The organism is Geobacter sp. OR-1, assembly GCF_000813145.1.
In the GTDB taxonomy this organism is placed as follows: domain Bacteria; phylum Desulfobacterota; class Desulfuromonadia; order Geobacterales; family DSM-12255; genus Geoanaerobacter.
The window spans coordinates 111,940-126,943 of record NZ_BAZF01000006.1 but is presented as its reverse complement, the minus strand read 5'-3'; the positions used below and the strand labels follow the sequence as shown (position 1 = coordinate 126,943).

Sequence of the window (15,004 nt, the reverse complement as noted above, 5' to 3'; positions counted from 1 at the left end):
GCCTGTCCAAGAATCACTGACCTTCATGGTCGAGTGAAACTTCGAATGATTTTCCACCCTGGGAAAACCTTACCTTGTTGGGGAAAATCTGTTCCACTTTAACACCCGCCACATTCCCCCCTTCCGATACCGCGGAACCGTTGACCACTGCAATTCTGGCAGCGCTGTCCTTCTGCCAGGCAATCCCGCTGATTTTTATTTTTGAACCCGGATCGGCCTCCTCCGGCTGCGGAGTTGGCGGCTGCGCCGTAGGCGCTGTCTCGATGGAAGGAGGCATAGCTGCTGGGGATTTTGCCTCCGTAGGCGAAGAAGGCAACGTCGGGATCGATGCCCGTCTGGTCTGGCTTGGCGTAGGTTTTGCGGCAGGTGCCGCTAGGTTGGCATCTGATGCGGTTACAGGTATGCGGGAGTCGAAAACGTCAGTGGGCTGTACCGGCTGGTCGCCGGCAGCCGCAGGTTGGCTTGTCCGGGCCGGTTGCGGTACTGGTTGGAGTGCGGTCTTCCTGCTTGCCGAGAAGCCGCCCATGATTGCGAACGTCACAAGGATCGAGATCATTGCCACTACGACGACAAGGGCAGGGACGACCCAACGGTTAGTGTGCCTGTTTCCGGGGATACTGGACATTTTAACTGCAGTCGAAATATCCGGCTCCCTTGTCCGGCGGATGTCCTTGTCGCGCTCAAGTTTCTGAAGAGCCTTGAGAATTGAGCTCATACCTTGGATCTCCCCCTGCTGTTCAGGCATGGTTCCCTTGTTTCCCCGCTGGCCCGATATAAATGCAACAGAGTTCTGGCTCCCGGCATCCTGTCTTCTGAGATGAACTGATTCAGCCGGAATTTCCTGATCGCGTCCCTGGTCGCAGCATCAAAGGTTCCGGTCGGAGTTCCCGAATAACTGCCCGCTTTAGCGAGCATCGCCTGTAATCGACGTACTTCCGGCGAACTGCTGTTGGATGGAAAAGAATCGGGGAGATTATGGTTGTTGCGCCAGGGTAAATATGCGCTGCCGGTCCAGTTGGCTGTCAACTCCTGCTCAGTTATTGCCATGGATGTTTTCGACCCCGGAGAGAATAAGAAAAATTGTTCTGATTCGATACGGGTCAGGGCGAGATATCGGGTCCCGTTGATACCGGGTAGTTTTAGTTCCAGTAGGCAAGGGGCATTCGCCGCGGCAATATCACGGATATTTGCTCCGGTAAGATGCAGCAATCTCATGCCGCGCCTGGCGGCAACGAGCCCCAGGCCGCGCTGCACGATCTTCCCCTGGTATTCCACAACCGGTTTCAGGTTCCAAAGCCTTGCCAGTTCATTGAAGCTTTGCATGGCACAGTCAATCTCACCAGTTTGCGCCAGGTCGTGCCGCAACTTTTCCAGTATCGGTTTCGAGGCCGTTGTTGCCGCCGCTGTTGCCACAGGCTTTACTTCGGAATTGTTCGACTTTGCGGGTGTTGTCCGTTTGCCGGCCATAAAGCCTGCCGCGACCAGCAGTAGAGCAATAGCCGCGGCGAAAGCCAGTCGCCAGATCAATGGTGATAATGCCCTCTTGGGTTTTTCGCGCCGGAGTTCCTTGATGGCATGATCAATCATTTGAGCCGATATTTGCCGGGATTCTTCGGTAAAGCCGATCAGCAGGGCTCGGTCGCAGAGCACATTCACGAGGCGCGGCAGTCCTTTGGAATACTTGAAGATCTTTTTTAAAGCACCGGGGGCAAAGGTTGCCGCTTTCCACCCTCCGGCAATTTCAAGCCGGTGGTCGATATAGGACACCATGTCGGAAAAGTCGAGCGGAGGGAGATGGAATCTGACCTTGATCCGCTGGTTCAATTGGCGGAGTCCCTCGCTTTCCAGCAAGTTGCTGAGTTCCGGCTGCCCGGCGAGGACTATCTGAATGAGCTTGTCCGTATCGGTTTCCAGGTTAGAAATCATCCTGATCTGCTCAAGAACAGCGGGGTCGAGGTTTTGTGCCTCATCGATAACCAGAATCGCGGTTCGGGAGGAGGCGTTTTCGTTGAGCAGGAACTGGTTGAGGTCGTGCATCAATTCGTCGATAGTACCGGTGGAAAGGATACCGAATTCCCGGTTGATGGTCCGGAGCAGTTCATCGGCAGAAAGCCTTGGATTGAATATCAGCGCCGTATGATGGGTTGCGTCGTCCAACTGGCCGAGAAGGGCACGGAGAATGGTCGTCTTGCCGGACCCGACTTCTCCGGTCAGTTCGATGAAGCCGGCATGGCTCTCGATGCCGTAGAGCAGGTGCGCGAATGCCTCCCGGTGGTGTTTGCTCAGGAAAATGAAACGAGGGTTAGGCGTTATGGCAAACGGCTGTTCCCTGAATCCGAAGAATTCGCAGTACATCGGGATGGTAATCCCTTCCTTCTGTTTAGGTATTTAACTGGTTACACTATTTCACAATGTCTCTGTTTTATCAAGTGCAGGGGGAATTGTTCCGAAAGGGGACAGGTTAACAGGGGAAAGTAAAGGCCGGGGGACAGCCGCCGGCCTATTCACTTATAACTAACTAGGAAAGAGAGGGCTCACATCTATAGCGGGAAGCTATTTTGCTGCGCCGGGTACCCTGCTGCTCATGATATCGAGCCCTTTGAGGAGTTCAACGGCCCGAGCCAGCTGATGGTCATTCTTGACCTCTTCATCGATCTTTGTTACGACCGGCTTGTCCGGAGCGGGTTTTGCCGCGGGTTTGCCCGGTTTCTCCACAGGTTTCAAACGCCCTTCCAGATCATTTTCCTTCAGTTCCTGATCCGCTTGGTTCTTCTTAGGCTCCTGCGGCAATAAACGATTGACTATGATGTCGGGAGTTATCCCTTTGGCCTGAATCGACCGGCCGTTTGGCGTGTAATACCTGGCAGTGGTAAGTTTGAGTCCGGCATTGTCCCGTAAAGGCAAGACCGACTGAACCGATCCTTTGCCGAAGGTTTGGGTGCCGAGAATAATGGCCCTTTTATGATCCTGCATCGCTCCGGCCAAAATCTCCGAAGCGCTGGCGCTGCCCCCGTTGACCAGAATTATGATCGGGTAATGCGGCTCCTTATCGCCGATTTTTGTCGACAGCTTCATCTTGGCGGTTGGTTCCCGGCCCTCGGTATAGACCACCAGACCGTTGCCGAACCCTTCACCGATAAAGTTGTTTGCTACCTCCACCGCCTGGTTCAGGAGCCCTCCCGGATTATTGCGAAGGTCGATTATCAGACCTTTTATTGCCCCATTGTTCTGATCTTTCAGTGTCTTCAACGATTTGGCAAACTCTGCCCCGGTGGTTTCCTGAAAATGCCCGATCCTGATATATCCTATGCCGGCATCGACGGTACGTGATCTCAGGCTCTTGGTCTGGATAATATCCCTTACGATTGGAAACGTCATTGGGCCGCCGTTACCTTCTCGCATGATCGTGAGGGTAACTTTGGTGCCCTTTTCCCCGCGCATCATGCCGACGGCGTCATTGATCGTCATCCCTTTGGTGAATTTGTCGTTAATTTTCCAGATATGGTCGTTTGCCTTCAGTCCGGCCCTGTACCCGGGCGTGTCTTCGATCGGGGCAATAATCGTAAGTTTGTTGTCCTTCATGGATATTTCTATCCCGATGCCGCCAAAAGATCCGGACATCTGGACTTTCATCTCTTTGAAGGAGTCGGCCGGCATGTAGGAGCTATGGGGGTCCAGAGAAGAGAGCATGCCGTTGATAGCGCTTTGCAGCAGTTTCTTTGAATCAACTTCTTCAACATACTCTTTTTTTACAATTGAAAGGACTTCGCGGAACAGCTTGATATTTTCCAGTTCAGTTGACCTGTGTGACTCTTTTAACAGGTACTTTCCGATGAATATGGAGCAAATAATAACAATCACCACAATCGCAACAATGATCAGCAGCAGCTTGTTCTTCTTCATGAAAATGCCCGACCTCCAAAAATAATTTTTACATTTCAAGCCGAAAAGGTCATTTTGTCAAGCTTTCGATTCAGAATTATTTCATCAGTTAATGCCTCGAATATGGCGTCGAACAGGCATTGTCGCATCCTGGCGGCACTTTTCACTTGCCTTGCAGCTTGATATGTTTTAATCTTTTTGCATTTAATGGAATATACCAAATGGAGGGCTCTCAAACCATGTACACCGAACCCGGCAAGACCAAATTCCAGATTGATCTCCGCAGGCATCTGCGCGAGCAGGATATCTGCGAAAATCTGATCCATGTTATTTGCGAAATTGCCGAAGCAAGCAAATACGTCATTAATGCGGTTCGCACCGGTGATCTTGGCGTTGCGGGTACTTCAAACCTCTATGGGGAAGAGCAGCTCGCCCTCGATGTCCTCTCGGACCGGATCATAAAGAAGCGCCTTATTCATACCGGGGTAGTCTGCAATATCGCGTCAGAGGAGATGGACGAGATCTACCAGGCGCAGGCAGCTGCCGATGGTCTTTATTCCGTTGCATATGATCCCTTGGACGGATCATCACTGGTAGATGTTAACCTGGCTGTCGGTACCATCGTATCGATATACAAAGGGTGTGATCTGCTTCAGCCAGGGAGAAATCAGGTTGCGGCAATGTATGTTCTTTACGGCCCCAGGGTTTCCCTGGTTTATTCCGTGGGCAAGGGGATCTATGAATTTACCCTGAACCAGCTGATGGAATTTACCCTGACCCGCGAGAATGTAGTCATGAAACCTTCCGGCGATATTTACTCACCCGGAGGTCTGCGCAATAAATATTTACCAGAGAACGAAAAATTCATAAGATATCTTGAGGATAAGGGGAGCAAGCTCAGGTATTCCGGCGGATTTGTCCCGGACATAAACCAGGTTCTGATGAAGGGGAAAGGGATATTTATGTATCCCGCGCTTCAGGGATCACCTAATGGCAAGCTCCGTCTGCTTTTCGAACTCAATCCGATGGCATATCTGATTGAACAGGCTGGCGGTGCTGCAAGCAACGGCACCATCGATATCCTTGACATTCAGCCCGAAAGCCTGGACCATAGAGCTCCGGTATATATCGGTTGCCGTGAAGATGTTGAAAAGGCCAAAGAGTTTTTAAAGGGTAAGGCCAGTTAGACAAAAACAAATGGAGATATGCATGGATCAGCAGGAAAAGCCGCAAAGACTTTGTAGTGAAATTCAGCTGTTCGATATCTGCGACCTTGATGTTTGCAGCCACAGAACCGGTCGTTACTGTACCAAAGGCGACATCCTGAACAAGTTTGAAGCGATTCACGAAGGAGACGACCGGACACCGGAACAGTTTTTCGCAGAAGAACTGGACGATGTGGAAGGTGCCGGAGATCTCGGTTTTGACGAGTCCTTTGGGGTTGATGAATATGGCGAGGAAGACGATGACCAGTGGTAAGCAGTTTTTGTGAGCCATCCCGGAGGGCTGCCTGATTTTTCAGGCAGCCCTTTTTTGTCTTAAAGTTGAACAGTTCCAAACCGATATACGCAACAAATGTAATTTATGAATTTTGGAGGGGACAGATGAAACATGGAATACTTATTCTTGACGACGATGTCTCGATTTTGCAGATGCTTAAGACCAATCTATTGAACGAAGATCTGCAGATTCATCTGGAAACGGACAGCGAGTCGGCAATCAAATGTGTGCTTACCGAGCATCCCAGCGTGGCAATCATCGATATCAATCTCCCCAATAAATCCGGGTTTGAGGTCTTGCAGCAGATCAAGAAGATTGATCCGGGATTATCAGTAATCATGGCAACTGCACATAATACGACGCAAAATGCCATCGAAGCCATGAAGTTCGGCGCATACGACTATGTTACCAAGCCGTTCGATTTCAGAAAGCTGAAGTCAACGGTTCAGAAGGCGTTGGAGTGCAATCTGCTGAACAAAAAGGTCCGTTTTACCAAGGAAAGGGAACCGGTTAACAAGGAGACGCTGGACGAGGATATCATGATCGGTTCGGCGCCGGAAATGATCGAGATATGGAAGCTCGTCGGTAAGGTTGCGGATTCGGACGCCACGGTCCTGATTCAAGGGGAAAGTGGAACCGGCAAGGAGCTTCTGGCCCGGGCAGTTTATAACAACTCCAAACGGAAGAATCGCCCGTTCCTTGCCGTAAACTGCGCTGCTTTGCCGGAAACACTCCTGGAAAGCGAGCTTTTTGGCCACGAAAAAGGGGCCTTCACCGATGCCCATACCCGCCGCATCGGCAAATTCGAACAATGCAACGGCGGGACTATCTTTCTCGATGAAATCGGCGAAATGAGCGTAGCCAACCAGGGGAAGCTGCTCCGGGTCCTGGAAAACCAGGAGTTTGAGCGGGTAGGAGGAAATGAGACGATCAAGGTCGATGTGCGGGTAGTTGCAGCTACCAACAAATCCCTGCTGCAACTGGTGAAGGAGAAGGCATTCCGGCTCGATCTCTTCTACCGGCTGCGGGTCGTGTCCTTTTATCTCCCCGCGTTGCGGGACAGGATGGAAGATGTGCCGTTGTTGATCGACCTTTTCATCCGTCGGTTTTCTTTTAAGTATGGCAAAAAAATCAAGGGGATTGCTCCGGAAGCCCAGGAGATGCTGTTGAGCCACCCATGGGAAGGCAATATTCGTGAACTGAAGAATGTTATCAATTCCGCGACAGTGCTGTGCAAGGGGGATGTGTTGCTGCCGCAGGATTTTGAAGCCCTTCTCGGAGCAAAGGCCGGTATGAAGGAAATTGACCTGGACATGATCGGCGAAGATTATTACGCGGTGTTCTGGAGCATGCTGGAGCCGGTATTCGAAGGGCTGTGCGTTAAGAACAAGGGCGCGATCTATGAAAACATCAATATGGGACTTGAGAAAGCCCTCATTCAAATGGCGATGCAAAAGACCAGCAACAACCAGGTGGTAGCTGCAAAACTGCTGGGGATCAGCCGCAATACGCTTCGGGACCGGATCGATAAATACAAGATAGGTGGTCCGGACCTGTAACCGGGAGGTACAGCACCGGTGTAAGCCGTGCAGTTGTGGCGCACCTCCGTGCGAATCCATTACTCTGCAGAATAAAAACTCAACATCTTATCTGATTTTTGCTGACAGCGGCTATTCCGGCCGCTGTTTTTTTAGTTCAAATTGCGGCCGGCAACAAGGTGTGATATAAGAGCCTCGGCAGTTTTTTTCAGGAAGGAGTCTTATTATGCGAGTTGTTGCTATATGTTTACTGGTCCTCTTGTTGAATTCCCTGGCAATTGCGGCAGATAAAAAAGGCGCTGTCCCCCCAAAGGGGAAAGAAAAGGTAGCGGAGGCTCCGAAACCTTTGCCGACTGCAGTCATGACCCAAGGCGATTTTGCCCGAGAGCTGGTAAAGGTCTTCGGCTGGGAAGATGGGGTTACAAAAGAAGCAAAGGACAGGGATTATCTCCAGATACTTGACGGCAGGAGGACATTCAAGTTTGAAGCCGAAAAGGTTTACAATGCCAGAACCGACGACGTCGTCCCGCGCAAGAATGACTATTTCGGCCCTTTCAGCGGCGAAACCTGGCTAGGAGGGATTTCTGTTCCGGCCAAGGTGCATATAAAGGTTTTTATCCCTATTGCCGGCAATTATACCCTGAGTGCTGCGGCAAGGGGGAACGGACAGGTCTGGACAATAGGGGAGAAAAAATACCAGGCGAATTCCGGAGATACACTTGCCTTGACCAAAATAGCCGATATCTCTCTGCAGCCGGGAGAGTTGGAGCTGGAAATGCTTATGCCTCCCGAAGGGGGGCTGGATTACATTGTTTTTAGCGCTCCCGATTTTGCCCCGATTGAACCGATGGACGGATGGCGATTCAGCGAAACTCTCACCAATGCTGCTATAGCTTATGTGGCATCTTCACTGTTAGGTCTGGAGGGGGCTCTGCCGGCAGACGAGAAGATAAAGCCGCTATCGATCGTGATCTCGGAAATGCCGGGTCTCCCAAAGACACTGACCTTGTCCGACATCAGGTATTATGGCAAATTCAGCGGGAAATACTGGGCTAGTACCGGGAGCAAGAGTGCTGATCTCGATATCCCATTCTCCCTGACCCAGAGCGGAATTTACGATCTCAAGCTGAGGTGCATGGGAAAACCTGTTACCGGCACCATAGATGGGAACCCGGTTAATATTAACTCGCGGTCGTCAATGGACTGGGTGGAGCTTGGTCTTCATCGGCTGTCGGAAGGCAAGCATAACCTGAGAGTAAGGATACCTGCCTTTGGAGGAATAGATGCATTTGAAGTTGCAGCGAAAAAGTCCTCGCCTGAGGCTTACATGAGTCTGGTCGGGATGCCCGGTGATCCAAAAGCAGTTGTTACATATGCCGAAATGGAGAAACTCCTCGGAATTTTGAAGAAAAAATTCTCCACGCGCAAGTAGTATCCGAACCACAGTATGGAGAGGCCTCTACTCCTGATTCTTGCGGCACTGATGACAGGCATCGGTGCCGCAACCTATACGGGGTTGTTGCTTCCCAACTGGCTCTCTCTTCCTGCCGCACTGCTCCTGACATTCGGGCTTGTTGCCAAACGCAAGCCCTATCTGGTTATCGGCATGGCATTGCTTGCCCTTCTCTGGGGGGGCAGGACTACCATTCCGTATATCAGCCCGAAACTCCCGTCCGACCATATTTCCCGCAAAATAGCGCCAAATCCGGTAACCGTTGTCGGTATCCTCTGCAACAGGCCGCAAGCCAAGGGCCGGACCACCCGACTTTTCATTGATACCGAGTCTGTCAATGGCGTGCCATCAACAGGCCGGATCTTGATAACTACCACAGAAGGGTTTGTGCCAGTCATGACCGGCGATCGGGTAAGCCTTGTTACCAGGCTTCGCGAGGCCAGGAATTTAGGCATTCCGGGTGAGTATGACTTTCGCCGTTTGCTGGCATTTCAAGGGATTTTTGTCACCGGGCATCTGTCCGATCCTGCCGGCATGATTCTGCTTAAGCAGAGAGTCAAGTATCCCTGCCAGCGCTGGATTGATGAAATTGCCGTTCGGCTGTGTCGTTACATTGACCGTTCGACAAATTCAGCGGAATCCGGGGTGTTGAAGGCATTGCTGGTGGGCGAACGCGGCTCCGTAGGCCCTGAGCTGGAAGAGCTGTATGCCCGGGCCGGAGTTAACCATATCCTCTCGATTTCCGGGTTTCATGTGGGGATCCTGGGGTTCGTAATATATCAACTGCTTACTTTTATTGCCGGCCGGAGCGAGAGGCTGCTCCATTACAACATACGCTGGCTGCTTTTGCTGGCAACATTACCGTTCATCACCTTTTATCTGCTCCTTTCCGGTGCAGCGCCGGCAACAGTCAGATCCGCGCTCATGATTGCGGCCTGTTTCCTGGCCCTGCTTTTGGAGCGTGAGACCGATGCGCTCAATACCCTTGCCCTGGCAGCATTTGCCATCCTTGTTATTTCCTCTGGCGCCCTTTTCGATGTCTCATTTCAGCTGTCGTTTTTGGCCTTATGGGGGATTCTGGTGGTCTCTCCGCTGTTATTGAGCTGTTATCGCGGGGAGCGCAACGGTCTTGGCTACCGGCTCGTTCAGTTTGGAGCGGTTTCGGCCGCGGCAATATCTGCAACGCTGCTGCCGGTGGCATATAATTTCCACCGCGTTTCGGTGCTCGGGATGTTGAGCAACTTTGTGGTCGTGCCTCTCCTTGGCTATGGGGCGGTCGTTGCGGGATTCTCGGCACTGCTCTTCTCTGCGTTTGCCCCACTGGTAGCCAACCCATTGATTGTTCTGGCTGCCTTGCTGGTTTCGTGGTCAAACCTTGCCATGCGCTGGATCGATCTTATTCCGCAAATCCCCAGGTTTACGCCGTCCATATATGCAGTGGTTGGTTCCATAATGTTCCTGTTGGTTTTGACCGTATCTGCGTCAGGGAAAAGGCGGCTTATCCTCTCCCTGTTGATAGTCATACTATCCTGTTCCATGGCATTCAGTGAAAAAATGAGAGACCGGGGCAGGCTGAAGCTGCTGTTCTTCAGTGTCGGGCATGGCGACAGCACATTCATCAGTTTTCCGGATGGGTCCAATATGCTGATCGACGGTGGCGGGGCTCTGCGGGAAAACGGTTTTGATGTCGGCGAACGGCTCATAGCGCCGGCACTCTGGAGCCTCGGCATCGACCGGATCGACCGGATGGTCCTTACCCATCCGCATCCCGATCATGTCAAAGGGCTGCTGTTCATAGCCGATAACTTCAAGGTGGGGGAGTTCTGGGAGACCGGCTACCAGTATGATTACCCGTCGTACCGGCGGCTCAAGGACCTTCTCCGGTCCCGCCAGGTGGCCACAAGAATCATCAATAACCGGATTCCGCCGTTCATTGCCGGTGGCGTTGTCATCGAGCCTCTGGCCCCTCCTGAATCGACCGGTCTCGGTTTTGCGAACGACTTGGAGGCAAACGAGGAGTCGATGGTCTTCCGTGTTTCGATTGGCCGCTTTAGCGCACTATTTACCGGTGATGCCGGTTTTGCTTCCGAAGTGCAACTTCTAGCCAAGGCTCGAACCCTTCAATCAACAGTATTGAAAGTCGCACACCACGGTAGCCGCTATTCGAGTTCCACCCCGTTTCTAAAGGCGGTCGCCCCGCAACTGGCGATCATATCGGTGGGGTATCAAAACAATTTTCATCTGCCTGCCGATGATACTGTTGTCGATTTGGAAAAAGTCGGTGCACGCATCCATCGAACCGACCGCAAAGGGAGTCTTGAGCTGTCTGTCGACCCTGCAACCGGCAGAATGGAAACAAAGGAATATCCCCCATCATCGATTGACACTGAATAAATATGTCCGATAATGTAAATGGATGCGGGTCTTCGCGGCATTCCACAGCGAAATGAGGTTTTGATGGAACGAATTCTGGTAGTTGAAGATGATCTGTTTTTTCGCGAGATATATTCCGATCTCCTGAAAGTTGAGGGGTATGAAGTCGATACCGCCTCATCTGCCGACGATGCCTTCGACCTGCTCAACCTGAGGGAATATCACGTTGCCATTATCGATCTGGTCCTGCATGAAGCCAGCGGACTGGATATTCTGGAAAAGATCAAGCAGCTCGATCCGGCGATTGAAGTAATCATTGTGACCGGCCATGCGAATATGGAAACCGCCATATATGCGCTCAAGCATGGTGCGCGTGATTATCTGGTCAAGCCGATCAATCATGATGAATTCAAGCATGCCGTGTCCCTCTGCATCAAGCAGAGACGGCTCTTGGATGAAAACCTCGAATTAAGGGAACTGGTCAACCTGTATCAGGTAAGTCAGGCGATTGCCAACTGCCTGGAACTGGACCGGCTCTATACCCTGGCGGTTGATTCTCTGGCCAAGGAGGTCGGAACAAGCCGCTGCATCGGCTATTTTTCCGAGGAGTCGCTCTTTGCCATCCGGGAATTGCGAGGGTTTAACGAGGAGTCCGGTGCTCGGATCGGCGAAGCAATGTTCGCCCGGTTCAAACCTGCAGACGAGAAACTGGGGAATCAAATCCTTGTTTCCGATTGTTTTATTGCTGAGCCGGATATTGCCGGGGATATTCCCGATCTGCGTGATCTGCTCATCCTGCTGATAAGGATCAATTCCGTTGTCCAGGGAGTTGTTTTGCTGTTCAATGATGAAGGCAAACGGCTCGATCGATCGATTAACCAGAAGAATCTTTCCTTTCTCCTCGACCAGTCATCGCTGGCTTTTGAAAATGCCGCCCGGTATGTTTCGGCCAGGAATCTGATCAATATCGATGAATTGACCGGTCTCTTCAACTATCGTTACCTGGAAGTGGCCTTGGAACGAGAGGTCAAAAGGGCCGAGAGGTATGGTACCAGCTTATCCGTCATTTTCCTGGATATCGATCAGTTCAAGGAGATTAACGACACCCATGGCCATCTTGTCGGCAGCAAGGTTTTAAAGGAGGTCGGCAAGCTGCTCAAGGGGTCGGTTCGGGAGATAGACACTGTTATCCGTTACGGCGGGGATGAGTACACCATATTGCTTGGCGAGACCAGTCTTGAGACCGCCGCAGGTGTGGCGGAGAGGATTCGAAGATCGATAGAGCGGCATCGTTTCCTCGCCAGCGACAGGATGAACATCCATATTACCGCCAGCCTCGGCTATGCCTGTTATCCCGAGGATACCAAATCCAAGTTACAGCTGATCGAACTGGCCGATCAAGCCATGTACCGCGGTAAAGCAAGCGGCCGGAATGTGGTCTTCTCGGTTGCCAAGACCCGTCAATAACCCTTTTCCCGATCTCCCCTGTAAAGGGGCGAGTCGGAGCCTGTTTTTCCTCTGACATTTCAAACGAATAGTTGCGGTTGGCTACAGGTTTTATTTTACACCCGGCGTCGATTTTGTTAGGATTGCTCTCCATTCAAAGCCCTCTATGACCCATCGAGCCGAACATACACCGATGATGAGACAGTATCTGGAGATAAAGTCCTTATATCCAGATGCGATACTCTTTTTTCGCCTGGGCGATTTCTACGAGATGTTCCTGGATGATGCGGTCAAGGCCTCCAGGATACTGGATATAACTCTGACCTCGCGCGGGAAGAGCAACGACGGTAATGACGTGCCGCTGTGCGGTGTCCCTTTCCATTCGGCATCCCCTTATATTGCCAAGTTGGTGGAGGCAGGGGAGAAGGTTGCGATCTGCGAGCAGGTGGAGGACCCGAAGAGTGCCAAGGGGATCGTCAAGCGGGAAGTGGTCAAGGTTGTTACTCCGGGGCTCGTGGTTGATACCGAGTCTTTGCACCCCACCGAAAACAATTACCTTGCCGCGATTGTCCCGGTTTCGAACGGCTCGTGGGGATTTGCCTGTCTCGACATCTCGACCGGCGAGTTCCGGGCGGCTGATTTCCCGGATATAAATTCGATTATTTCGGAATGTTATTGTGTCAATCCCCGCGAGGTTCTGCTGCCGGCTTCATTGAAAGACGGCGATGGCCTTGTGCCGCTTGATGAACCTTTGAGCGAGCGGACGGTTACTTTCATCGACGAATGGGTGTTCGAGCCGGACTATGCAAAGCGGTTACACCAGATGGCCTTTTCGGCGCCGATCCCTTCTGCGCCGGAAGGTGGAGAGATGCATGGCGGTGCCTTGGCTGCCGGGTCATTGCTGCATTATCTTCGCGAAGCCCATATGGGCGGGGGCGCTTCCCACCTGCGGCCAGTCGTCCCCTACACGGTCAGGAGCCACCTTGTTCTGGACGAGATGTCCCGCAGGAACCTGGAACTCAACGCGACCATCCAGGATGGAAAGAAAAAGGGGTCGCTCCTCTGGCTGATTGATAGAACCGTCACCGCCATGGGGGGGAGAAAGCTAAAGCAGTGGATTAATTATCCGCTGGTATCTGTACGGCAGATAACCGAACGTCTTGAGGCTGTTCAGGAACTGCTCGAATCTCAGGTGCTGCGCGGCGAGCTTCTTGCCAACCTGGATGGAGTAGCCGATCTGGAACGGCTGAACGGCAGGATCAGCCTCGCCTCGGCGTCTGCCAAGGACCTGGTGGCATTGAAGCAGTCACTGATGCGTCTCCCGGACCTACTCTCGACTGCCCAACCGTTACAGGCATCTTTGCTGCGGGAAACCCTCTCCGGCATCGATCCCTTGCGGGACGTTACCGAACTGGTCTCCAAAGGGATCGTGGACAACCCGCCGTTCATACTTCGCGAACGGGGGGATAATCGCTCCAGGATACAATCCGGAACTGGACGAGCTCAGAACGATCAGCAGGGAGGGGAAAGGATACATCGCTCAGCTGGAGGCCAGAGAAAAGGGGCGCACCGGTATATCATCGCTCAAGGTCCGCTACAACAAGGTGTTCGGATATTACATCGAGATAACCAAAGCGAATCTGGCCGGAATCCCCGCTGATTACATCCGCAAGCAGACCCTGGTCAATGCCGAGCGGTTCATCACCCCGGAGCTGAAGGAATACGAGGAAAAGGTGATCGGCGCCGAGGACCGGATTGCCGAGCTTGAATACGCACTGTTCCAGGAGATCAGGGGAGAGGTTGCCGCACAGTCCGAACGTATAGCCAGGACTGCGGAAAGCATTGCCACCCTGGATGTGCTCGCATCACTGGCGTTGTTGGCGCATGACCGCGATTACTGCCGCCCGGAGATCGACAATGGCGATATCATCGAGATCGTGGATGGCAGGCATCCGGTTGTCGAGGCGATGCATGCCGCGGAGCGGTTCGTGCCAAACGATACCATACTGGACAATGACGAGAACCAGTTGCTCATGATTACCGGGCCGAATATGGCCGGCAAATCGACCTATATGAGGCAAGTTGCCCTCATTGTGCTGATGGCGCAGATTGGTTGCTTCGTGCCCGCTGCAAGGGCCCGGATCGGGATTGCCGACCGGATCTTCACCCGGATAGGCGCTTCGGACAATCTGTCCAAAGGTCAGTCCACATTCATGGTGGAGATGGCAGAAGCCGCTTCCATCCTGAGGCATGCGACCCCCAGCAGCCTGGTGCTGCTTGATGAAATCGGTCGTGGAACCTCTACTTTCGACGGGGTTTCCATTGCCTGGGCAGTCGCCGAATTTCTCCATGACACGCGGGATCATGCCGCAAGGACCCTGTTTGCCACCCACTATCACGAGCTCACCGAGCTTGCCGTGACCCGCAAGGGGATAAAGAACTTCAATATTGCGGTACGGGAATGGAATGACCAGATCATCTTTCTGCGCAAGATCATACCTGGTGGCGCATCGCATTCGTACGGGATTCAGGTGGCGAGACTGGCCGGCCTGCCGCATGAAGTCGTACAGCGGGCGCGGGAGATACTGAAGAATCTTGAACAGGGGGAATTTACAGAAGGTGGAGAGCCGAGGATCTCCGGCAGGAAAGGGCGGCGCCCGGCCGCCGACGCTGCCCAGCTTTCCCTCTTCGCCGCTCCGGACGACGATCTTCGCCAACGATTGAAGAGTATTGAGGTGGCGAAACTTACCCCTCTGGAGGCACTGAATATTATCGATGAACTGCAAAGGATGGCTTGAGGTTATGGGTGGTA

The 15,004-nt window shown here is 52.5% G+C and carries 9 protein-coding genes and 1 pseudogene; 7 read left to right on the top strand and 3 right to left on the bottom strand.

Annotation, left to right across the window (positions count from 1 at the left end):
- Window positions 1–13: 13 nt before the first annotated feature.
- The 3 genes from OR1_RS21520 to OR1_RS08095 all read right to left on the bottom strand — a co-directional run bounded on the left by OR1_RS21520 (window position 14) and on the right by OR1_RS08095 (window position 3,903).
- Entirely contained in the window at window positions 14–715 is a 702-nt protein-coding gene (locus OR1_RS21520) for a general secretion pathway protein GspB (RefSeq protein WP_160295229.1), read from the bottom strand.
- Window positions 712–2,355, bottom strand: a complete 1,644-nt coding sequence (locus tag OR1_RS22000; protein ID WP_041971182.1) for an ExeA family protein — start codon at window positions 2,353–2,355, stop codon at window positions 712–714. Before OR1_RS22000 ends, OR1_RS21520 begins: the two co-directional genes overlap by 4 nt.
- A gap of 198 nt (window positions 2,356–2,553) precedes the next feature.
- Window positions 2,554–3,903 (bottom strand): S41 family peptidase, encoded by a 1,350-nt coding sequence (locus OR1_RS08095; protein WP_041971181.1) that lies wholly within the window; start codon window positions 3,901–3,903, stop codon window positions 2,554–2,556.
- A gap of 218 nt (window positions 3,904–4,121) precedes the next feature.
- Here OR1_RS08095 and OR1_RS08090 point away from each other — a divergent pair, with 218 nt between their 5' ends.
- The 7 genes and pseudogenes from OR1_RS08090 to mutS all read left to right on the top strand — a co-directional run bounded on the left by OR1_RS08090 (window position 4,122) and on the right by mutS (window position 14,990).
- A complete protein-coding gene (locus OR1_RS08090; protein ID WP_041971180.1) occupies window positions 4,122–5,069 on the top strand; it encodes a class 1 fructose-bisphosphatase in 948 nt (315 codons plus the stop codon).
- A 22-nt stretch (window positions 5,070–5,091) separates the two neighbouring features.
- A complete protein-coding gene (locus OR1_RS08085; protein ID WP_041971179.1) occupies window positions 5,092–5,361 on the top strand; it encodes a hypothetical protein in 270 nt (89 codons plus the stop codon).
- Window positions 5,362–5,486: 125 nt separating this feature from the next.
- A complete protein-coding gene (locus OR1_RS08080; protein WP_041971178.1) occupies window positions 5,487–6,941 on the top strand; it encodes a sigma-54 dependent transcriptional regulator in 1,455 nt (484 codons plus the stop codon).
- A 205-nt stretch (window positions 6,942–7,146) separates the two neighbouring features.
- A complete protein-coding gene (locus OR1_RS08075) occupies window positions 7,147–8,352 on the top strand; it encodes a hypothetical protein (protein ID WP_041971177.1) in 1,206 nt (401 codons plus the stop codon).
- Between the two features lie 15 nt (window positions 8,353–8,367).
- On the top strand, window positions 8,368–10,767 hold the full coding sequence (locus tag OR1_RS08070; RefSeq protein ID WP_041971176.1) for a DNA internalization-related competence protein ComEC/Rec2: 2,400 nt from the start codon (window positions 8,368–8,370) through the stop codon (window positions 10,765–10,767).
- A gap of 63 nt (window positions 10,768–10,830) precedes the next feature.
- Complete coding sequence (locus OR1_RS08065) at window positions 10,831–12,213, top strand: diguanylate cyclase (protein ID WP_041971175.1); 1,383 nt, start codon at window positions 10,831–10,833, stop codon at window positions 12,211–12,213.
- Between the two features lie 145 nt (window positions 12,214–12,358).
- A pseudogene (gene mutS, locus OR1_RS08060) lies at window positions 12,359–14,990 on the top strand (DNA mismatch repair protein MutS).
- Window positions 14,991–15,004 lie beyond the last annotated feature (14 nt).

Coding starts and splice junctions, on each gene's coding strand:
- OR1_RS21520 (WP_160295229.1), bottom strand. CDS start 715: ATGAGCTCAATTCTCAAGGCTCTTCAGAAACTTGAGCGCGACAAGGAC.
- OR1_RS22000 (WP_041971182.1), bottom strand. CDS start 2,355: ATGTACTGCGAATTCTTCGGATTCAGGGAACAGCCGTTTGCCATAACG.
- OR1_RS08095 (WP_041971181.1), bottom strand. CDS start 3,903: ATGAAGAAGAACAAGCTGCTGCTGATCATTGTTGCGATTGTGGTGATT.
- OR1_RS08090 (WP_041971180.1), top strand. CDS start 4,122: ATGTACACCGAACCCGGCAAGACCAAATTCCAGATTGATCTCCGCAGG.
- OR1_RS08085 (WP_041971179.1), top strand. CDS start 5,092: ATGGATCAGCAGGAAAAGCCGCAAAGACTTTGTAGTGAAATTCAGCTG.
- OR1_RS08080 (WP_041971178.1), top strand. CDS start 5,487: ATGAAACATGGAATACTTATTCTTGACGACGATGTCTCGATTTTGCAG.
- OR1_RS08075 (WP_041971177.1), top strand. CDS start 7,147: ATGCGAGTTGTTGCTATATGTTTACTGGTCCTCTTGTTGAATTCCCTG.
- OR1_RS08070 (WP_041971176.1), top strand. CDS start 8,368: ATGGAGAGGCCTCTACTCCTGATTCTTGCGGCACTGATGACAGGCATC.
- OR1_RS08065 (WP_041971175.1), top strand. CDS start 10,831: ATGGAACGAATTCTGGTAGTTGAAGATGATCTGTTTTTTCGCGAGATA.